This window comes from Myxococcus sp. CA051A (genome assembly GCF_013336705.1).
GTDB lineage: Bacteria > Myxococcota > Myxococcia > Myxococcales > Myxococcaceae > Myxococcus > Myxococcus llanfairpwllgwyngyllgogerychwyrndrobwllllantysiliogogogochensis.
The window spans coordinates 413,368-429,318 of the sequence record NZ_JABUMS010000008.1; the positions used below are offsets into that span (position 1 = coordinate 413,368).

Below are 15,951 nucleotides of genomic sequence, written 5' to 3' on the forward strand. Positions count from 1 at the left end.
AACGACTGCTGAACGGGTGGTCCAGGCAATCCGCACCCAAGGCCACAGCCTCAACTTATCCGGATGTCGCGCAAGGAAGGCGCGTGAAACACGATTGAAACATGACGCGGCATCGCCCTACAGGGATGCGGCGGTGGACAGGGCGACGAACACGTAGCGCAGGCCCTTGCCCAGCGTGACGAACACGACGAAAGGCAGGGGCTTCACGCCCACCACGCCTCCGGCGATGACGAACGCGTCACCGATGATGGGGACCCACGACATCACCAACGCGGGCGCGCCCCAGGTGCGAAGCCGCGCTTCGACCTTCTGCATGCGCGGGCCCTCGCTGGCGCGCCGACGTGCATACCAGCGACCCAGCGGACCGCCTCCGCCGCGCGCCACCCACAGACCCAGCACGTAGAGCGACAGCGCGCCCAGCACGTTGCCCACGGTCGCCACTGCCGTGGCCAGCATCGGCGGCGTGCCGCCATAGATGAGCGCGGCGAGCAGCGCCTCGGACGGCACCGGCACCACGGAACCCGCCAGCATCGCGACGAGGAAGAGACCTGGGAGCCCCCAGGTGGAGAGAATGGCTGCGTCGGGCATGGTGGTGGGTGCGAGCGGCCCCAGCAGTGTGCCACGCGCCTGGAAGCGGACGCGCGAAAACCTCGAAGCCGCCTGCTCCCACCTCGCGTGCGAGCGCTCGACGCACCGCGAGGCTCGCGGCCCCCCGCATGAACTGCGCGGGCATGCCGCGGTGCGCAGACCTTGCGCGCGACGAGCGCCCACGCCACGCATCCCGAGGGGACACGGGCCGCGGCGCACCCCTTGCTATGGGCCGGGGGACCTCACTCCACCGCGAAGGACCTCCGCGTCATGAGCAGCAGCGACCTCCCCGCCCCGGGCCTGAGCAACGACCTCCGCATCGTTCCCGTGGAGATTGCCCCCGAGACGTTCTGGGTGGGCAAGCGAGAGCCCGGGAACATCTTCTACGCCAACCCCTACCTCCGACGGTTCCGAGGCACGGACACGAAGACGCAGCGGGCGTCGGAGTTCAACCTCCTCATCGACCCGGGCTCCAGCAGCGACTTCTCCACCATCCACACCAAGGTGACGTCGCTCATCGGTGGCATGGAGCGGCTGTCGGCCCTGTTCATCAACCACCAGGACCCGGACGTGGGCTCGTCCGCGAGCATCATCTCCGCGCGGTATGCTCCTCGTGCGGGCCTCTTGTGCTCGGAGGACACCTGGCGGCTCATCGTCCACCAGAACCTGCCGCGCAACCGCTTCATCCCCACGGAGAAGTTCGCGCAGGGACTGAGCGTGCCCACCGGGCACAAGCTGTTGCCGGTGCCCTCGCCCTTCTGCCACTTCCGGGGCGCGGTGATGCTCTATGACCCGCAGACGCGGGTGCTCTTCACGGGTGACCTGTTCGGCGGCCTCACCGACGCCAACGCGAAGGGCCTGTGGGCGGACGAGTCAGACTGGTCGGGCATCCGCGCGTTCCATCAAATCTACATGCCGGTGAACGCCGCCCTGGCCCGCGTGGTGGCCACCATCCGCAAGCTCACTCCGGCGGTGGAGATCATCGCGCCGCAGCACGGGCGCGTCATCCGAGGCCCGCTGGTGCAGCAGTTCCTGGAGCGCATGGAGAAGCTCCAGGTGGGTCTGGACATCATGGACGAGGCGCAGGACCGCACGCATCTCCAGGCGTGGAACTCGGTGGTGGACCGGGTGCTGGCGCTGGCACGGGGCTACCTGGGCGACTCGGTGGACGTGAAGCTCGGGGCCAGCGAGGACCTGTCGGACACGTCGACGTTCGACGGGAATCGCCTGGTCGTGAACCGGCTGGGCAAGTGGACCGTGGAGCACGTGGTGGACGTGTTGTGCAAAGGCGAGCCGCCAGAAATCGCGGGGCCCATCATGGTGGAGGCCACCAGCGCCGCCGCCGAGTACAACCTGCCCACGCCGCACCTGGACATCGAAGGCGCGGGAGCGCCGTCGCACATCTCGCTGTTGGACCCCTGAGCGAAGAGCACGGGGCCAACGGACACCGAGGGAGGCGCGGTGGGCTCGACGGAAGAAGACTCCGGAGGCGTGGTGTACCTCGGAGGGATGTCCCTGGAACCCGCGGCGGTGGTGGCGCGGACACCGACTCTCGCGCCCGTGACGCCCCCGCCTCCGGTGTCGCTGGCGGAGACGCTGCGCGCGGTGACGCCCATGTCACCGCACGGGACGTGGCTGCAAGGCATCCCCACGCCCGCGCCTGCTCCGGCCGCGACGGTGCGCGGACTGGTGCCAGGACAGCTCGTGGGCGGGCGCTACCGGGTGGAGCGCTGGCTCGGCGCCGGAGGCAGCTCCACGGTGTACGAGGCGGAGGACCTGCGCCAGGGCCAGCGGGTGGCGCTCAAGGTGCTTGCGACACCGCATGCGGAGCCGTCGACGGTGGCGCGCTTCCGTCAGGAGGTGGAGCACGCGCGGGCGCTGGAGCACGTGAACATCCTGCGCGTCTTCGACGTGGGCCTGGATGGAGACCGGCACTTCCTCACCGTGGAGCTCCTCGACGGCATGGACCTGCGCCAGCGGATGCTGGAGCGACGGCCCACGCTCGCGGAGACGTTGCGCTGGCTCACGCACGCGGCCGTCGCGCTGGAGCACGCGCATGGCCGGGGAGTGCTGCACCGGGACGTGAAGCCCGCCAATCTCTTCATCACCCGTGCGGGCGTGCTGAAGCTGATGGACTTCGGCCTCGCCAAGAGCACCCATGTGGTGGGGACGACGGCGCAGGGCACGGTGCTCGGAACACCGGAGTACATGGCGCCCGAGCAGGTGATGGGCAGTCCTCCGCTGTCGCCCACCACGGACCTGTACGCGCTGGGCGTGGTGGCTTACGAGCTGTGCACGGGACAGCTCCCCTTCCGTCACACCGAGCCCGTGCCGTTGATGTTCCTGCACGTGCAGCAGGCTCCGGTGCCGCCGACCACGTTGCGCCCGAGCCTGCCCGGCCCGTTCGAGCGCGTGGTGTTGAAGCTCCTGGAGAAGCGGCCCGAGGACCGCTACGCCAGCGCGGGTGAGCTGCGCTCCGCGCTGGCGAAGCTGTGGCCCTGGGCGCTCAAGGAGTCGGCTTGAGCGCGACGGTGACGAGTCGCAGTCCCAACTGGGGCCAGCGGGACGTGCGCGGGATGAGGTCCGGTTGCTGGCACAGCGTGAGGACGCGGCCTCCGCCAGGGTGGAAGAAATAGAGCGAGCGCGCGGCCTTGAACTCGCCGGGGAGCGCGGCATCCCGCTCGGGCCAGACGCGGCGGGTCGCCCACCAGGACTGCACCACGGGCCGCTCGCGCAGGTGGTAGTGGACCTCCACCACCACCGCGCCCACCTCCTCCGAGCCCCACTCCAGCATGAGGCTTGAACCCGGGATGCGTCGCTCGTCGAGCAGGTGCAGGGGGCGAGGCCCCACGTAGGCGGTGGCATCCACCTTGGCGCCGCGCAACGAGCCGAGGAAGTCCAGCTCCAGGCGCGTCGTGCCGGGCTGAACCTGGAAGCGGAAGGCCATGCGGCCCGTGCCCACGTGCTGGCCGCCGAAGTACGTCCCCACGTTGGCCTCCCGGACGAGGACGGGCTCACCCGAGCGGAACTGGTCCACGTCCGCCGGCGCGGCCAGTTGGGGCGCGGACGCAGGAAGCTCCACGCGCTTCCAGCCCGGAGTCGGGTCCTCATGCGACCAGCACGCAACAGGCGTCGCCTGCGTCAGCCACAGCGCGCCCATCCAGGAGAGCAGGGGCCCCATGTCACGAGCTCCGGGGAGTGGCCGGGGTCGACCGCGCCGAGAGCCACGCGGTGCCGAGCATCAGCGCACCGGCCGCGGCGAGCCCCGCCACGCGCAGGGAGCCGTCGAGGTGGGCGGTGTCATAGAGGAGCGTCTTGCCCACGGAGATGGCGACGAAGCAGAAGCCCGCGTCGCGAATCACGGGAGCGCCCCGCTTGCGGCCCAGGAACACCAGCACCACGCCGATGACGAGCCAGCCCAGCGTGAGCACGAGCCGACGCGCGATGTGGTCCTCCGCGACGCCCAGGGTGAGGAAGTGGAAGTAGAAGGTCCACGACGTGGCGATGGTCGCGGCGGTGAGGCCGAACCAGACGAGCACGTCACGGATTCGCTCCAGTTGCGTGTCACCGCGACGCAGCGAGCGCGGCAACATGATGACGGACGCGATGAACGTCAGCGCGAGTCCCACGAGCAACAAGGGTTGCTTCGTCGCCGCGTACCACAGGCCTCCTGTCACGGAGGTGGCGAGCACGGCGATGGGGAAGATCAGCAGTCCTCCGCGAGGAACCGCCAGGAAGCCCAGGGCCAGCGTCGCGACCGCCGCCAGAATGAGGAGCGCCTCCACGGGCATGTGGAGGTCCCGCCAGAGGAACACAGCGGCCAGGGCCAGCAATACGCCGCCGAGCCCACCCAACACCTTCACGTCCCACTTCGCCATCATCTCCGTCATCGCCAATCCTCCACCGCCAACCCGTGGCGTGTGGGGAGGCTCCGATTGCATCGGACCTGCCAACCGCTGACGCACGGCATCACGCACGTTTGCGCGGTGGGGCGGGCTCACGGTGTGCAGCGCGCGGCACACCGTGGGGAGGCCGCTGCACAGCGCGCACGAGCGCTACCGGCTCACGGCTCTTTTCCCTGAACTGAGTTTGCCCCAGTTCGGTGGCCCTCTTGCGCTTCGGTTTCATGGTTGTTGGACCCACCACGTCGTTCAAGTCCAGACGGGCTGGCAGTACCTTGAGTCTGCCTTTGCGCGAACCCCTCTCGCGCGGCGCTCGGAGATTCCTGCCCATGCCCCATCCCTCTGGGAGCGTTGTCCTATTCACGAATGGCGAGACCTCCTGCGAATTCTTCCAAGACTTGGGGAGGGACACGCTGCTGTTGCCCGCGCTGAAGGTCCCGTTGCGACCGGGGGCCTTCGCCTCGATGGGCCTGCGGGTGGACGATGCGCGTTGACGCTCTGCTCTGGGTCGTGGCGTTGCTGACCGCGGGATGATCCTCGGTGACGCAGGTTCCCGGGCGTGGCGAAACGCTGAGCTACACACCCCGACAGTGGCGACACGCGACTCCACGAGCTGACGCGACGCGCGCGGGACCTGGCACAACCACGGGCGCCGTCGGGGGCGAAAGGCAAAGCGCTGAACGAACGCATCAAGCCCTCCTCGACTCCATCAACGAGGCGAAGGGCTCGCTGAAAGGAGTCGAGTCCGCGTTGTCCAAGATGGCGACGCGTCGGCCTGGCTTCGATGGCCGGAGCATCAACGGCGAGGTGTTCACGCGCTTTCTCCATCATGGCGACAAGCAGGCGACGTGGATTCGCGGCGCGCTCGAGAGTACGACCGGACTGACGGAAGTGGCCTCGGAGGTGGGGGATCCGGCCATGGAGCTGGGGATTCTTCGCATGACGGGGCCCAAGCTCCAGGCCGCGATGTTCGGGACGCTGCTGCTGGCAACCTGGGGCGACTTCCTTCAGCTCTCCGACGCCTTGCTCCGAGAGTGTTTCATGTGCGGCATCGAGAAGCAGTTCGTGGACCTCAACCGCGTTCGGGGCTTGATGGAGACCGCGCTGGCGGACCTCGCCTCCCAGGACCCTGACCGTGTCGAGGCGGCGGCACTCGGGATGCCCGAACTGATGGGGACATTGACCCGGGAGTTCAACACGCTTCGTTCGGATGGACTGTCGGCCATAGAGGATGGAGGCAAGGTCCTGGTGGCCATGCAGGTGTTGGAGATGGTCACCCTGATCTCCTCGCTGAAGATGTCGCTGCCACGGCTGCCCCCGGCCACACCTGCGACGCTCGGCGTGGGCCTCACGATGAGTTCGGGGGGAGTCATGGCGGGCTCGCGAATCGTCGTCTCCGCTGAGTGGGTGGAGATGATGCGAAGGCTCGTGCAGGCGGGCGTCATCTCCGTTCCGGCAGTGAGCGCGGCCGTCCGCATCCACGGCGGTCAGGTCATGATGGCGCAGGCCCACCAAGGCCTACCCAAGGGTGTGCGCGACGCGCTGGGGGACAGTCCCGAGGTGCGCGGCATGCAGGTGACGGGCAGAGCGGGAGCGGGCATGTCCGAGGCTCCGAAGCACCACGTCATGCCCAAGGAGCATCGCGAGTGGTTCGAGCAGCGCGGCTTCAAGGGTGACCTGGACATCGACCAGTTCTGTGTTCGACTGGAACGGGCCCACCACGAGGCGATTCACGGCGGGGGGAACTGGAAGCTGGGGCGCATATGGCCCGACGAATGGAACAGGAGGATCATGCGCACCCTGAATGATGCGGAGTTGTCGGCAGGGCAGAAGTTGACGCGCAATGAGGTGCTGAGCATCGTCGCGGAGAACATGAGGCTCTACGACATTCCGATGAAGTTCACCAAGGGGCGCAGCCGATGACCGACGGACGTTCATGGCAGGGGGATTGGAAGGCCCGCCTCTATGAACGGGTCCGCGAGCGTGGCTTCGACTCGCTGACCGCCTTCGCGGATGCACGTCCTGCTGTCCCGCTGTACGCCCTGGCCGAAGAGCTTGGCAAGGATGACGTCGCAGGGGTGCAGGTGTTGACCGGGTTGCGCACTGAAGCGGAACGACGGAAGCAGGTCACACGACTCGTTCGAGACTTGCTCGCGCGGGAGTTGGCAGCAGGCCTTCCCAACGGGTGGCCAGCCGAACTTGATGATGTGACCCGCTTCCAGGTCGCCAAGGCGCTTGGCCTCTGGTCGGGCTCCACTCCAGAAGCCTATTCGGAGCGCACTCGACGGGTGATTGTCGCGCTCCGAGCGAATCCGCCTCCCGCTAGCTGGCGCCCGCTCGGCCCTGACGACGAGCTTCTCCGGGCGCTGCTGCCGGACGACGAAGCCTGAGCGGAACCAGCGCGTCCTGCTCAGGATTTTCTACCGCCCTATCAGGTGAACTCAGGGCTCGCTGGCCATCTTGCCGGGTGCCACTACGGCCAGCAGCAGCGCCACCGTGCCCGCCATCGCACCAGCAATCGCGAACTGGAGCGCGAAGTGGCCTCGGGCGAGCGCCAGCGCGGCCACCGTCAGTGAGCCACCCAGCAGTCGCGTCGCATAGAGGCTGCTGGTGACGATGCCCCGGTGATGCCAGGGCGCGCGCGACTGCGGTCCGATGAGCGACGTGCTCGCCGCCGGCCCCAATCCCATACCCAGCACCGCGAGCGAGACGAGCGCCGGGAGCGTGCCCCAATCATACGCGGCGGTGAGCGCCAGGAGCCCCGCCCCCGTCGCGGCCACCGCGAAGCCCACGCCCGCGCTCAAGCGCATGCCTCCGCGCACCAGCAGCTTCACGCCAAACGTGGAGCCCACCGACCAGCCCAGCAACATCGGCAGGAGCGTCAGCCCCGCGACGATGGGCGTCTGGCCGCCCTGCTCCGTCATCCACAGCGGCACCCACGCGGCCATGCTGTAGAGCAACGCCCCGCCAGCGATGCCTCCCGCCACTCCGCTGAGCACGGTGCGGTCCTTCACCAACTCCATCGGCAAGAGCGGCGCCTCCGACCGACGCTGCTGGAACACCAGCGCCGCGGCCCCCACCACCGCGCCCAGCAGGCACAGCCAGCGCAGCTCCGCGTGACCCGGCTCCAGCGAGAACAAGAGCATCGCCGCCGACGAACCCGCGAGCACCGGCCCCCAGCGGTCCAGCTTCACGTCCGTGCGACGCGGCGGGTCTCGATAGGAGAGGTACAGCAGCAGCGCGGCGAACAGGCCCACGGGCACGTTGACCAGGAACACCCAGCGCCACGAGGCGTGCATCACCAGCCATCCACCGATGAGCGGCCCCACCGCGTTTCCCGCACCCCAAGCACCGGTGAAGAGCCCCTGAACCGCGGCGCGCTCGCGCAGCGTGTAGAGGTCCGCGCTGATGGTGAGCGTGGTGGGCTGAAGCGCGCCCGCGCCCAGCCCCTGCAACACGCGGAAGGCGATGAGCCCCTCCACCGAATGGGCGAGCCCGCACAGCGCGGAGCCCACGAGAAACAACCCCATGCCAGCGAAGAAGACGGGCTTGCGTCCCAGCCGGTCCGCCAGCTTCCCGGAGATGAGCACGCCCACGGTGGACGCGAAGAGGAACGCGGAGAAGACCCACGAGTAGAGGTGCTGTCCGCCCAGCTCCCGGGTGATGGTGGGCATGGCGCTGGTCACCACCGTGCCCTCGAAGGCACTGACCACCAGGGCCAGCAGCACCGCGCCAGTGGCCATCCGCCGCGCCGCTCCAGGCCGTGCGGAAGACACCGGCTCCACCGTCAAGCCGCTTCCATCCATGGCACACGTGTAACCGGGGGCTCCCCATGCGGAAATCGCAACTTCCGCATAGACTCCATGCGGAATCCGCATGACCCACGAACAGCTCCAGGCATTCCTCCGCGTGGCCCAGGAAGGCCGCCTCTCCAGGGCCGCCAAACGGTTGGGGCTGTCCCAGTCCGGGCTGTCCCGCCAGCTCCAGTCGCTGGAGGCGGCGCTGGGCACTCGCCTGCTCGTTCGCACGCCCGGGGGCGCCGTGCTGACGGACGCGGGGGAGCGGTTCCTGCCCCACGCACGGCGCGCGCTCGATGCCCTGGCGGCGGGTACCTCCGAGCTGGAGCGGCTGTCGAACACCCCTCGCGGGCCGGTGTCGCTCGGCACGCTGCACACCGTGGGAGCGTACCTGCTACCGGACATCATCCCGGCCTTCGCGCAGCGGTTTCCGGAGGTGCGCCCCCGGCTCAGCGAGGCCATGGCGTCGACGCTGGAGGAAGGCGTGGCCCGTGGCGCGCTGGACCTGGCCATCCTGTCGCTGCCCGTGCGACGGGCGGACCTGGTGTCGCAGAAGCTCTGGGAGGAAGTGCTGATGCTGGCGGTGCCGCGCGGACACCGGCTCACGAAGAGCAGCCGGCCGGTGACGCTCGGGGACGTGGTGGAAGAGACGTGGGTGGTCATCCCCAGCATGAGCGGCACGCGCGCGCTGGAGGCGGAGTGCGAGGCGCGCGGAGTGACACCGAAGGTCGCGATGGAGACGGACAACGCGGAGGCGATGCGGCGCATGGTGGAGCGCGGACTTGGCATCGCGCTGGTGCCGGAGCTGATGGCCAGGGACCACGCGGCGCGCGGCTTCGACGTGGTGCCGCTGGCGAAGAGCGGCCTGAAGCGACAGGTGGCGCTGGTCCACCGGGGCGAGGGCTACCTCACGGCGGCGGCGCGCGAGCTCAAGTCGTTCATCGTGGAGAGCGTGCGCGCGATGCCGGAGCCCTGGGGAGCAGGCAGGCGTGGAGGAGCGCCCTCGGGGCAGCGGGTGCGATAGCCTGTCGCGCGTGGGCGGGTGACGGGAGCCCACGGGCGAGAGGGCTGTCGCATGTCGCTGAAGGTGATGACGTTCAACGTGTTGCAGGGAGGCGAGGAGCGGTTCGACGACATCGCCACCTTCCTCTCCCGGGCCTCACCGGACGTGCTGGTGCTCCAGGAGTGCCTGGGCTGGGAAGACGGCGGGCGCCTGCGTCGGGTGGCCGAGGCGCTGGACGTGCCGCAGGACGACGCGCACGTGGTGCTGGGTCAGTCCCGCTCGCGCCCCAGTGGGCGCAGCTACCACGTCGCGGTGGTGAGCCGCCCTCCCCTGCGCTCGCTGCGCATCCACAATGACCGCCACTTCCTGGGCCACTGCATCGTCGAGTGCGAGCTGGAGGCCAACGGACCGGTGACGCTGTTCGGCACGCACTTCGACGCGCACCACGAGAGGCTCCGCTACGTGGAGGCGCGCTACCTGCGCTCGCTCATCGACCCGGCGAAGTTCCGGGACGGGCAGTACCTGCTCGCCGGAGACCTCAACTCGCTGTCTCGCAGGGACCCGTACCCGGTGGACCTGGAGGACAGGCTGCGGCGCGCGGGGACGGACAAGTACGGACACCCGCCGCGCTTCGACGTCATCGACGACGTGGAGGACTTCGGCTGGGTGGACACGCTGCCGACGCGGGCCGGGTCCACGAAGTGGGTGACGGCGCGGCGCAACCGGGGTGGCGTCACCATCGACTACCGCACCGACTACGTCTTCGCGTCACCGCGCATGGTGGAGCGACTGGTGTCCTCGGAGGTCATCGACGTGGGCGACACGTCCGACCACAACCCGCTGGTGGCCACGTTCCGCTGACACGCGGTCGTCCGCGCAAGATCCTGATAGCGCCAGTCCTGGGGGTCCTCCGATGGTATGTCCATGCGAACCACCCTCCTCAGCCTGCTGCTCGCCCTGACCGCATGCGCCCATGCGCCGCCTTCCGTCCCCGTGGAGACGATTCCCGCCCGCCCCGAGGACGTGGCCTCCATCGATGGGGTGATGAAGGCCTTCTACGAAGTGGTGAACCTCGCCCCCGACGCACCCCGGCAGTGGGCACGCGACAGGACGCTCTACAGCCCATGGATTCACTTCGTGTCGATTGGCCAGAAGGTCTCCATCTGGGACCACCAGGGCTTCGTGGAGGCCACGGAGCCGCTCGTCCGCGCCGGGTTTCGCGAGTGGGAAATCAATCGCGTCACGCGCCGGTACGGCAACATCGCGCATGTGGCTTCGACCTACGAGACGCGGACGGGCCCCGGAGAAGGCTCGCTCTCGCGGGGCGTCAATTACATCCAGCTCTACTTCGACGGCGCGCGCTGGTGGGTGACGAGCGTGGTGTGGCAGTCGGAGGACGCGGCGCATCCCATTCCACCGGAATTGCTTCCCGCCTCGAGTCCTTGAGCATGACCGCGCGGGCGAGAGAATGAGCTGGGACCTCCCCAGTCCGATGCGCCCGCTCGTCGAGGGAACCGAACTCTTCGTGGGCGAGTGGACGTGTCCCGGAGCGCGCCAGGCTCGGACGCTGGAGCAGGCGCACTACGTCGAGCTGGACCTGCTGCGCGCGGGGATGCATGTGCGGACCCTCGGTCGGCAACGGAGCGTGGTGGACCCGACGACCGCCGCGCTGCAGGTTCCGGGTGACGAGTACTGGATGGCCTCGACCGGGGAGCAGCCACAGCGCAGCACGCTGCTGCTCCTGCGTGGCGCGCTGGCGGAGGAGCTGGGCCCGCACGTTCGAGCCCAGGTCCTCCAGGTCTCCGCGGAGGTGGCACGCCTGCACTTCAAGCTCTTGCGAGACACGGACCCGCTGGCGCGAGAGGAAGTCGCGCTGGCCCTGGTCCATCGCTTCGTGCGGGACGCCGCGCCCGAGCGGACGCGAGCAGCCTCCGTCACGCCCGCGTGGCGTCAACTCACGGAGGAGTTGCAACACCAAGTGGCCACGCGCTTCGCGGAGCGGCTGACGCTGGAGGCGCTCGCTTCGGAGGTCCACGCATCCCCCTTCCACGCCAGTCGCGTCTTTCACGCGGTGACAGGGGAGACACTGCATCGACACCTCACCCGCGTGAGGTTGCGCGCCGCGCTGTTCGAGTTGGAGGAGGCATCAGGCCGCCTCACGGACGTCGCGCTCGGAGTGGGCTTCTCCTCGCACAGTCACTTCACCAGCGCGTTCCGGCAGGAGTTCGGGTGCACGCCCTCGGCGCTTGCACGCGGGCGCGGCTGAGCGCGCGTCACCTCCGCTACGCTCCCCCTTTCGATGCCCTACGACAAGACGCGCGGGGATGTTATCCCTCCAGCGTTTCATCGGGACGTGGTGTGAAGGAGGAGCAGCGTGGCTCGGACGGACAGCTTCGTGGAGTACGTGGTGGAGTTGCTGGAGAAGCTCGGGCCGGTCCAGGCTCGGCGGATGTTCGGCGGGTGGGGCCTGTACTTCGGAGGGCGGATGTTCGGCCTCATTGGAGACGGACAGCTCTTCCTGAAGGTTGACGACGTCACCAGGCCCGACTTCCAGGCCGCCGGCTGCCGCCCCTTCATCTTCGAGGGCGGCGGGAAGACGGTGGCGCTGGGCTACTGGACGCCGCCCGCCGACGCGAGCGATGACGCCTATGAGCTGCTGCCCTGGGCTCGCCGTGCCGTCGACGCGGCGGCGAGGGCCGCGCTGAAGAAGGCTCCGAAGAAGAAGCCCGCCGCGGTAGCGAAGAAGGCCCCTGCCGAGAAGAAACAGGCCCCCGCGAAGAAGACCCCGGCCCCAAGCAAGCCGAAGCCGAAGTCCCTCTCGACGAGGTCGACGCCCCCGAAAAAGCCCGCCGTCGCCAAGAAGACCGCGCGCAAGAGCCCCCGTCTCAAGCGGTCTTGATGGACGAGGCCGACTCCAGGCCCAGCTCGGCCACGGAGACCTCCCGCATCCGGAACTTCTGCACCTTGCCCGTCACCGTCATCGGGAACGCGTCCACCAGCTTCCAGAAGCGCGGCACCTTGAACGTGGCGATGCGGCCCGTGCAGTGCTTCCTCAGCTCCTCGGGCGTGAGCGTCACGCCCGGTTTCGGCTTCACCCAGGCCATCACCTCCTCGCCGTACTTCGCGCTCGGCACACCGATGACCTGCGCCTCGCTCACGCCCGGGTGCGTGTGCAGGAACTCCTCCACCTCGCGCGGAGAGATGTTCTCCCCGCCCCGGATGATGAGGTCCTTGATGCGACCGACAATCCGCACGTAGCCGTCCACGTCCATCGTCGCCAGGTCGCCGGTGTGCATCCACCCCGCCGCGTCCACCGCCTTCGCCGTGGCCTCCTCGTTCGCCCAGTACCCCAGCATGACGCTGTAGCCCCGCGTGCAAAGCTCTCCCGCCGCCCCGCGAGGCACCACCGCCCCCGTCTCCGCGTTGATGACCTTCACCTCCAGGTGCGGATGCACGCGCCCCACCGTGGACACCCGCTTGTCGAACGGGTCATCCAGCGAACTCTGCGTGGACACCGGAGACGTCTCCGTCATCCCGTAGCAGATGGTCACCTCGCGCATGTTCATCCGCGATTGCACCTGCTTCATCACCTCCACCGGACACGGTGAACCCGCCATGACGCCGGTGCGCAGCGTCGTCAAATCGAACTCACCGAAGCGCGGGTGGTCCAGCTCCGCGATGAACATCGTCGGCACGCCGTACAGCGACGTGCAGCGCTCCAGTTGCACCGCCTGGAGCACCGCCAGCGGGTCGAACGCCTCGCCCGGAATCACCATCGTCGAGCCATGCGTCGTGCAGGCCAGGTTCCCAATCACCATTCCGAAGCAGTGGTAGAAGGGCACGGGGATGCACACCCTGTCCTCCGGCCCGTAGCGCAGCGCCTCGCCTATGAAGTACCCGTTGTTCAGCACGTTGTGGTGCGACAGCGTGGCGCCCTTGGGGAAGCCCGTCGTCCCGGACGTGTACTGGATGTTGATGGGGTCGTCGAACTGGAGCGACGCCTCGCGGTCCTCCAGCGTGTGCTCGCTCACGTGCTTCGCGTTGGAGAGCAATAGCTGCCAGTCGTCGTCCAGCACCAGCGCCACGCGGAGCTGAGGGCAGCGGGGGCGGACCTCCTCCAGCATCGCCCGGTAGTCCGTCTGGCGGAAACCCCGCGCCAACAGCAGCACACTGGTGCCCGACTGGTTGAGCGAGTACTCCAGCTCCGCCGTGCGATAGGCCGGGTTGAGGTTCACCAGGATGGCGCCAATGCGCGCCGCCGCATACTGCGTCACCACCCACTCGAAACGATTGGGAGACCAGAGGCCCACGCGGTCCCCCTTCTCCACGCCCATCGCCAGCAGGCCCTTCGCCACCTGCGTGGTGGTTTCCCACAACTCCCGGTACGTGGCCCGATACCCCTGCGAGACGACGACCAGCGCCTCGCGGTCCCCATGGCGCTCCACCGTTGTTCGCAGGTTCTGCCCGAGGGTCTCACCGAGGAGCGGCGTGGCACTGGTGCCATGGACATACGAGGGAGCCTGGCTCATGCACCCATCGTCACGCCGTCAAGAAGGTCGAGCAAGCGCCCCTGGGGCGAGTCCGCTGTGAAGCGCCCGCCCGACAAGCGGTCCTAAACCCGGGCGACCCGGTGGATGCTGTTCCCTTCAGGCACCCCCTGGGGTCACCGGAGGCCACTCCCCGCGCCCTCGGGCCCCCTCCCCCCCGGTCGGACGCCCGCCAGGGCAGCCCCCCGGCATCCCCCGCTGTCCACTTGTCCCACACTCACCCGAACTTCCGAGCCATCCAGGGATTCAGGTGGTGCGGCCCCACCACGCACCGCATTAAATGGAGGGGTTCATGGATGATTCCAACGCCAGGCTGGTCGCGGCACTGCTGGAAGCCCGACAGCGCCACTGCTTCCCCCCGGACGTGCGCCGGGCGGCCCCCGAGTTCGTCGCACAGGTCCTTGGGCTGCTGTTCCCTCACTTCGCGGAGCGCCTGGAGTGTACCGCCGCCGCTGTCCGCCGGGACGTCACCACCGTGGAGGCCAGCCTCCACCGCCTGCGCGAAACGCTCGCGCCCCTCTACCCGGACATCAACGCCAGCATCCCCGCGCGCTTCATGGAGCGGCTGCCGGAGCTCTACGACTGGCTCCGTCAGGACTCGCAGGCCATCTTCGACGCGGACCCCGCCGCCCGCTCCGTGGACGAGGTCATCCTCACGTACCCGGGCTTCCAGGCCATCGCCATCTTCCGCGTGGCCAATGCGCTGCACATGCTCGGCTTCCCGCTCCTGCCACGGCTGCTCACCGAGTTCGCCCACCAGCGCACCGGCGTGGACATCCACCCCGGCGCCACCATTGGCCGGCGGTTCGTCATCGACCACGGCACCGGCGTCGTCATCGGTGAGACGACGCTCATCGGCGACAACGTGAAGCTCTACCAGGGCGTCACGCTGGGCGCCCTCATGGTGGAGAAGGCCCTGGCGGACAAGAAGCGCCACCCCACGATTGAGGACGACGTGGTGGTGTACGCCAACGCCACCATCCTCGGAGGGGAGACGGTGGTGGGCCACGGCAGCATCATCGCCGGCAACGCGTGGCTCACGCAGAGCATCCCTCCGGGTTCCGTCGTCACCCGACGCAGCGAGATTCGTCCCCGTGGAGCCGACGGCGTCCTGGACGCCATCGAGTTCCACATTTGATGACGCCTTTGCGAAGCACCTACCCCGCGCAGCCCCCGACGAGGCCCGACATGAAGGTCAACAACATCCTCGAGACCATCGGCAACACGCCGCACGTACGCATCAACCGGCTGTTCCCGTCGCGCGTCACGGTCCACATGAAGCTGGAGCGCGCCAATCCGGGCGGCAGCATCAAGGACCGCATCGCCCTCTCCATGATTGAGGACGCGGAGAAGCGCGGCATCCTCAAGAAGAACAGCGTCATCATCGAGCCCACCAGCGGCAACACCGGCATCGGTCTGGCCATGGTCGCCGCGGTGAAGGGCTACAAGCTGGTGCTCGTCATGCCGGAGTCGATGAGCGTCGAGCGCCGCCGCCTGATGGCCGCCTATGGCGCGACGTTCGAGCTCACCCCGCGCGCCCAGGGAATGAAGGGCGCCATCGCCCGCGCCAACGAGCTGCTCTCCCAGGTGCCCGACTCGTGGATGCCCCAGCAGTTCGAGAACGAGGCCAACATCGAGGTGCACAAGCGCACCACCGCCCAGGAAATCCTCAAGGACTTCCCGGACGGGTTGGACTACCTGATTACCGGCGTGGGCACCGGCGGCCACATCACTGGCTGCGCCGAGGTGCTCAAGCAGCACTGGCCCAAGCTGAAGGTCCTCGCGGTGGAGCCCACCAAGTCGCCCGTCATCAGCGGCGGCCAGCCCGGCCCCCACCCCATCCAGGGCATCGGAGCGGGCTTCATCCCGAAGAACCTCCACACCGAGGTGCTGGACGGCACCGTGCAGGTCACCGAGGAAGACGCCTTCGAGTTCACCCGCCGCTCCGCGCGCGAGGAGGGCATCTTCGTGGGCGTCTCCTCCGGCGCCGCGCTGTCCGCGGTGAACCAGAAGCTGGGTGAGATGTCGGACGGCAGCCGCGTGCTGTGCTTCTGCTACGACACCGGCGAGCGCTACCTGTCCATCGACACGCTCTTCTCGCCCCAGGGCTGAGC

16 protein-coding genes are annotated in these 15,951 nt (G+C 68.6%); 11 read left to right on the top strand and 5 right to left on the bottom strand.

The window, feature by feature from the left end:
* Window positions 1-117: 117 nt before the first annotated feature.
* The gene (locus HUA74_RS24545; RefSeq protein ID WP_141641589.1) at window positions 118-588 is read right to left on the bottom strand and encodes a YqaA family protein; all 471 of its coding nucleotides are present in this window, start codon (window positions 586-588) and stop codon (window positions 118-120) included.
* Between the two features lie 270 nt (window positions 589-858).
* On the opposite strand from HUA74_RS24545, the gene HUA74_RS24550 reads away from it, so the two are divergent.
* Both HUA74_RS24550 and HUA74_RS24555 read left to right on the top strand, forming a co-directional pair.
* Window positions 859-2,010 carry a hypothetical protein gene (locus HUA74_RS24550; protein WP_141641590.1) on the top strand — a complete coding sequence of 384 codons (1,152 nt, stop codon included), beginning with the start codon at window positions 859-861 and terminating at the stop codon, window positions 2,008-2,010.
* Between the two features lie 87 nt (window positions 2,011-2,097).
* Window positions 2,098-3,111 (top strand): serine/threonine-protein kinase, encoded by a 1,014-nt coding sequence (locus HUA74_RS24555; protein WP_217443557.1) that lies wholly within the window; start codon window positions 2,098-2,100, stop codon window positions 3,109-3,111.
* On the opposite strand, the gene HUA74_RS24560 is transcribed toward HUA74_RS24555, so the two are convergent.
* Window positions 3,095-3,769 carry a hypothetical protein gene (locus tag HUA74_RS24560; protein WP_174456494.1) on the bottom strand — a complete coding sequence of 225 codons (675 nt, stop codon included), beginning with the start codon at window positions 3,767-3,769 and terminating at the stop codon, window positions 3,095-3,097. The two genes, HUA74_RS24555 and HUA74_RS24560, sit on opposite strands and share 17 nt — an antisense overlap.
* 1 nt (window position 3,770) lies before the next feature.
* A complete protein-coding gene (locus HUA74_RS24565; RefSeq protein WP_174456495.1) occupies window positions 3,771-4,478 on the bottom strand; it encodes a DUF2339 domain-containing protein in 708 nt (235 codons plus the stop codon).
* 771 nt (window positions 4,479-5,249) lie between these two features.
* Here HUA74_RS24565 and HUA74_RS24570 point away from each other — a divergent pair.
* The gene (locus HUA74_RS24570; protein ID WP_254625247.1) at window positions 5,250-6,413 is read left to right on the top strand and encodes a DUF2380 domain-containing protein; all 1,164 of its coding nucleotides are present in this window, start codon (window positions 5,250-5,252) and stop codon (window positions 6,411-6,413) included.
* Window positions 6,410-6,880 carry an NUDIX hydrolase gene (locus tag HUA74_RS24575; RefSeq protein ID WP_174456496.1) on the top strand — a complete coding sequence of 157 codons (471 nt, stop codon included), beginning with the start codon at window positions 6,410-6,412 and terminating at the stop codon, window positions 6,878-6,880. Before HUA74_RS24570 ends, HUA74_RS24575 begins: the two co-directional genes overlap by 4 nt.
* A 51-nt stretch (window positions 6,881-6,931) precedes the next feature.
* On the opposite strand, the gene HUA74_RS24580 is transcribed toward HUA74_RS24575, so the two are convergent.
* Window positions 6,932-8,296, bottom strand: a complete 1,365-nt coding sequence (locus tag HUA74_RS24580; RefSeq protein ID WP_174456497.1) for an MFS transporter — start codon at window positions 8,294-8,296, stop codon at window positions 6,932-6,934.
* Between the two features lie 70 nt (window positions 8,297-8,366).
* Between HUA74_RS24580 and HUA74_RS24585 the strand changes: the two genes are divergently transcribed.
* The 5 genes from HUA74_RS24585 to HUA74_RS24605 all read left to right on the top strand — a co-directional run bounded on the left by HUA74_RS24585 (window position 8,367) and on the right by HUA74_RS24605 (window position 12,189).
* On the top strand, window positions 8,367-9,311 hold the full coding sequence (locus HUA74_RS24585) for a LysR family transcriptional regulator (protein ID WP_174456498.1): 945 nt from the start codon (window positions 8,367-8,369) through the stop codon (window positions 9,309-9,311).
* A gap of 51 nt (window positions 9,312-9,362) precedes the next feature.
* Window positions 9,363-10,151 carry an endonuclease/exonuclease/phosphatase family protein gene (locus tag HUA74_RS24590; protein ID WP_174456499.1) on the top strand — a complete coding sequence of 263 codons (789 nt, stop codon included), beginning with the start codon at window positions 9,363-9,365 and terminating at the stop codon, window positions 10,149-10,151.
* Window positions 10,152-10,214: 63 nt separating this feature from the next.
* Window positions 10,215-10,736 carry a hypothetical protein gene (locus tag HUA74_RS24595; protein WP_174456500.1) on the top strand — a complete coding sequence of 174 codons (522 nt, stop codon included), beginning with the start codon at window positions 10,215-10,217 and terminating at the stop codon, window positions 10,734-10,736.
* 22 nt (window positions 10,737-10,758) lie between these two features.
* A complete protein-coding gene (locus tag HUA74_RS24600; protein ID WP_174456501.1) occupies window positions 10,759-11,556 on the top strand; it encodes an AraC family transcriptional regulator in 798 nt (265 codons plus the stop codon).
* 108 nt (window positions 11,557-11,664) lie between these two features.
* The gene (locus HUA74_RS24605) at window positions 11,665-12,189 is read left to right on the top strand and encodes a TfoX/Sxy family protein (protein WP_174456502.1); all 525 of its coding nucleotides are present in this window, start codon (window positions 11,665-11,667) and stop codon (window positions 12,187-12,189) included.
* On the opposite strand, the gene HUA74_RS24610 is transcribed toward HUA74_RS24605, so the two are convergent.
* Window positions 12,176-13,819: an AMP-binding protein gene (locus HUA74_RS24610; RefSeq protein WP_174456503.1), complete on the bottom strand. Its 1,644-nt coding sequence runs from the start codon at window positions 13,817-13,819 to the stop codon at window positions 12,176-12,178. The two genes, HUA74_RS24605 and HUA74_RS24610, sit on opposite strands and share 14 nt — an antisense overlap.
* 310 nt (window positions 13,820-14,129) lie before the next feature.
* Here HUA74_RS24610 and epsC point away from each other — a divergent pair, with 310 nt between their 5' ends.
* A complete protein-coding gene (gene epsC / locus HUA74_RS24615; RefSeq protein WP_174456504.1) occupies window positions 14,130-14,975 on the top strand; it encodes a serine O-acetyltransferase EpsC in 846 nt (281 codons plus the stop codon).
* A 50-nt stretch (window positions 14,976-15,025) separates the two neighbouring features.
* Window positions 15,026-15,949 carry a cysteine synthase A gene (cysK, locus tag HUA74_RS24620; RefSeq protein WP_141641604.1) on the top strand — a complete coding sequence of 308 codons (924 nt, stop codon included), beginning with the start codon at window positions 15,026-15,028 and terminating at the stop codon, window positions 15,947-15,949.
* Window positions 15,950-15,951: the final 2 nt, after the last annotated feature.

Bases quoted from the DNA above. Each gene is read 5' to 3' on its own strand.
- HUA74_RS24580 (WP_174456497.1), bottom strand. From the start codon at position 8,296: ATGGATGGAAGCGGCTTGACGGTGGAGCCGGTGTCTTCCGCACGGCCT.
- HUA74_RS24545 (WP_141641589.1), bottom strand. From the start codon at position 588: ATGCCCGACGCAGCCATTCTCTCCACCTGGGGGCTCCCAGGTCTCTTC.
- HUA74_RS24575 (WP_174456496.1), top strand. From the start codon at position 6,410: ATGACCGACGGACGTTCATGGCAGGGGGATTGGAAGGCCCGCCTCTAT.
- HUA74_RS24595 (WP_174456500.1), top strand. From the start codon at position 10,215: ATGCGAACCACCCTCCTCAGCCTGCTGCTCGCCCTGACCGCATGCGCC.
- HUA74_RS24585 (WP_174456498.1), top strand. From the start codon at position 8,367: ATGACCCACGAACAGCTCCAGGCATTCCTCCGCGTGGCCCAGGAAGGC.
- HUA74_RS24610 (WP_174456503.1), bottom strand. From the start codon at position 13,819: ATGAGCCAGGCTCCCTCGTATGTCCATGGCACCAGTGCCACGCCGCTC.
- HUA74_RS24560 (WP_174456494.1), bottom strand. From the start codon at position 3,769: ATGGGGCCCCTGCTCTCCTGGATGGGCGCGCTGTGGCTGACGCAGGCG.
- HUA74_RS24600 (WP_174456501.1), top strand. From the start codon at position 10,759: ATGAGCTGGGACCTCCCCAGTCCGATGCGCCCGCTCGTCGAGGGAACC.
- epsC (WP_174456504.1), top strand. From the start codon at position 14,130: ATGGATGATTCCAACGCCAGGCTGGTCGCGGCACTGCTGGAAGCCCGA.
- HUA74_RS24550 (WP_141641590.1), top strand. From the start codon at position 859: ATGAGCAGCAGCGACCTCCCCGCCCCGGGCCTGAGCAACGACCTCCGC.
- cysK (WP_141641604.1), top strand. From the start codon at position 15,026: ATGAAGGTCAACAACATCCTCGAGACCATCGGCAACACGCCGCACGTA.
- HUA74_RS24590 (WP_174456499.1), top strand. From the start codon at position 9,363: ATGTCGCTGAAGGTGATGACGTTCAACGTGTTGCAGGGAGGCGAGGAG.
- HUA74_RS24570 (WP_254625247.1), top strand. From the start codon at position 5,250: ATGGCGACGCGTCGGCCTGGCTTCGATGGCCGGAGCATCAACGGCGAG.
- HUA74_RS24565 (WP_174456495.1), bottom strand. From the start codon at position 4,478: ATGACGGAGATGATGGCGAAGTGGGACGTGAAGGTGTTGGGTGGGCTC.
- HUA74_RS24555 (WP_217443557.1), top strand. From the start codon at position 2,098: ATGTCCCTGGAACCCGCGGCGGTGGTGGCGCGGACACCGACTCTCGCG.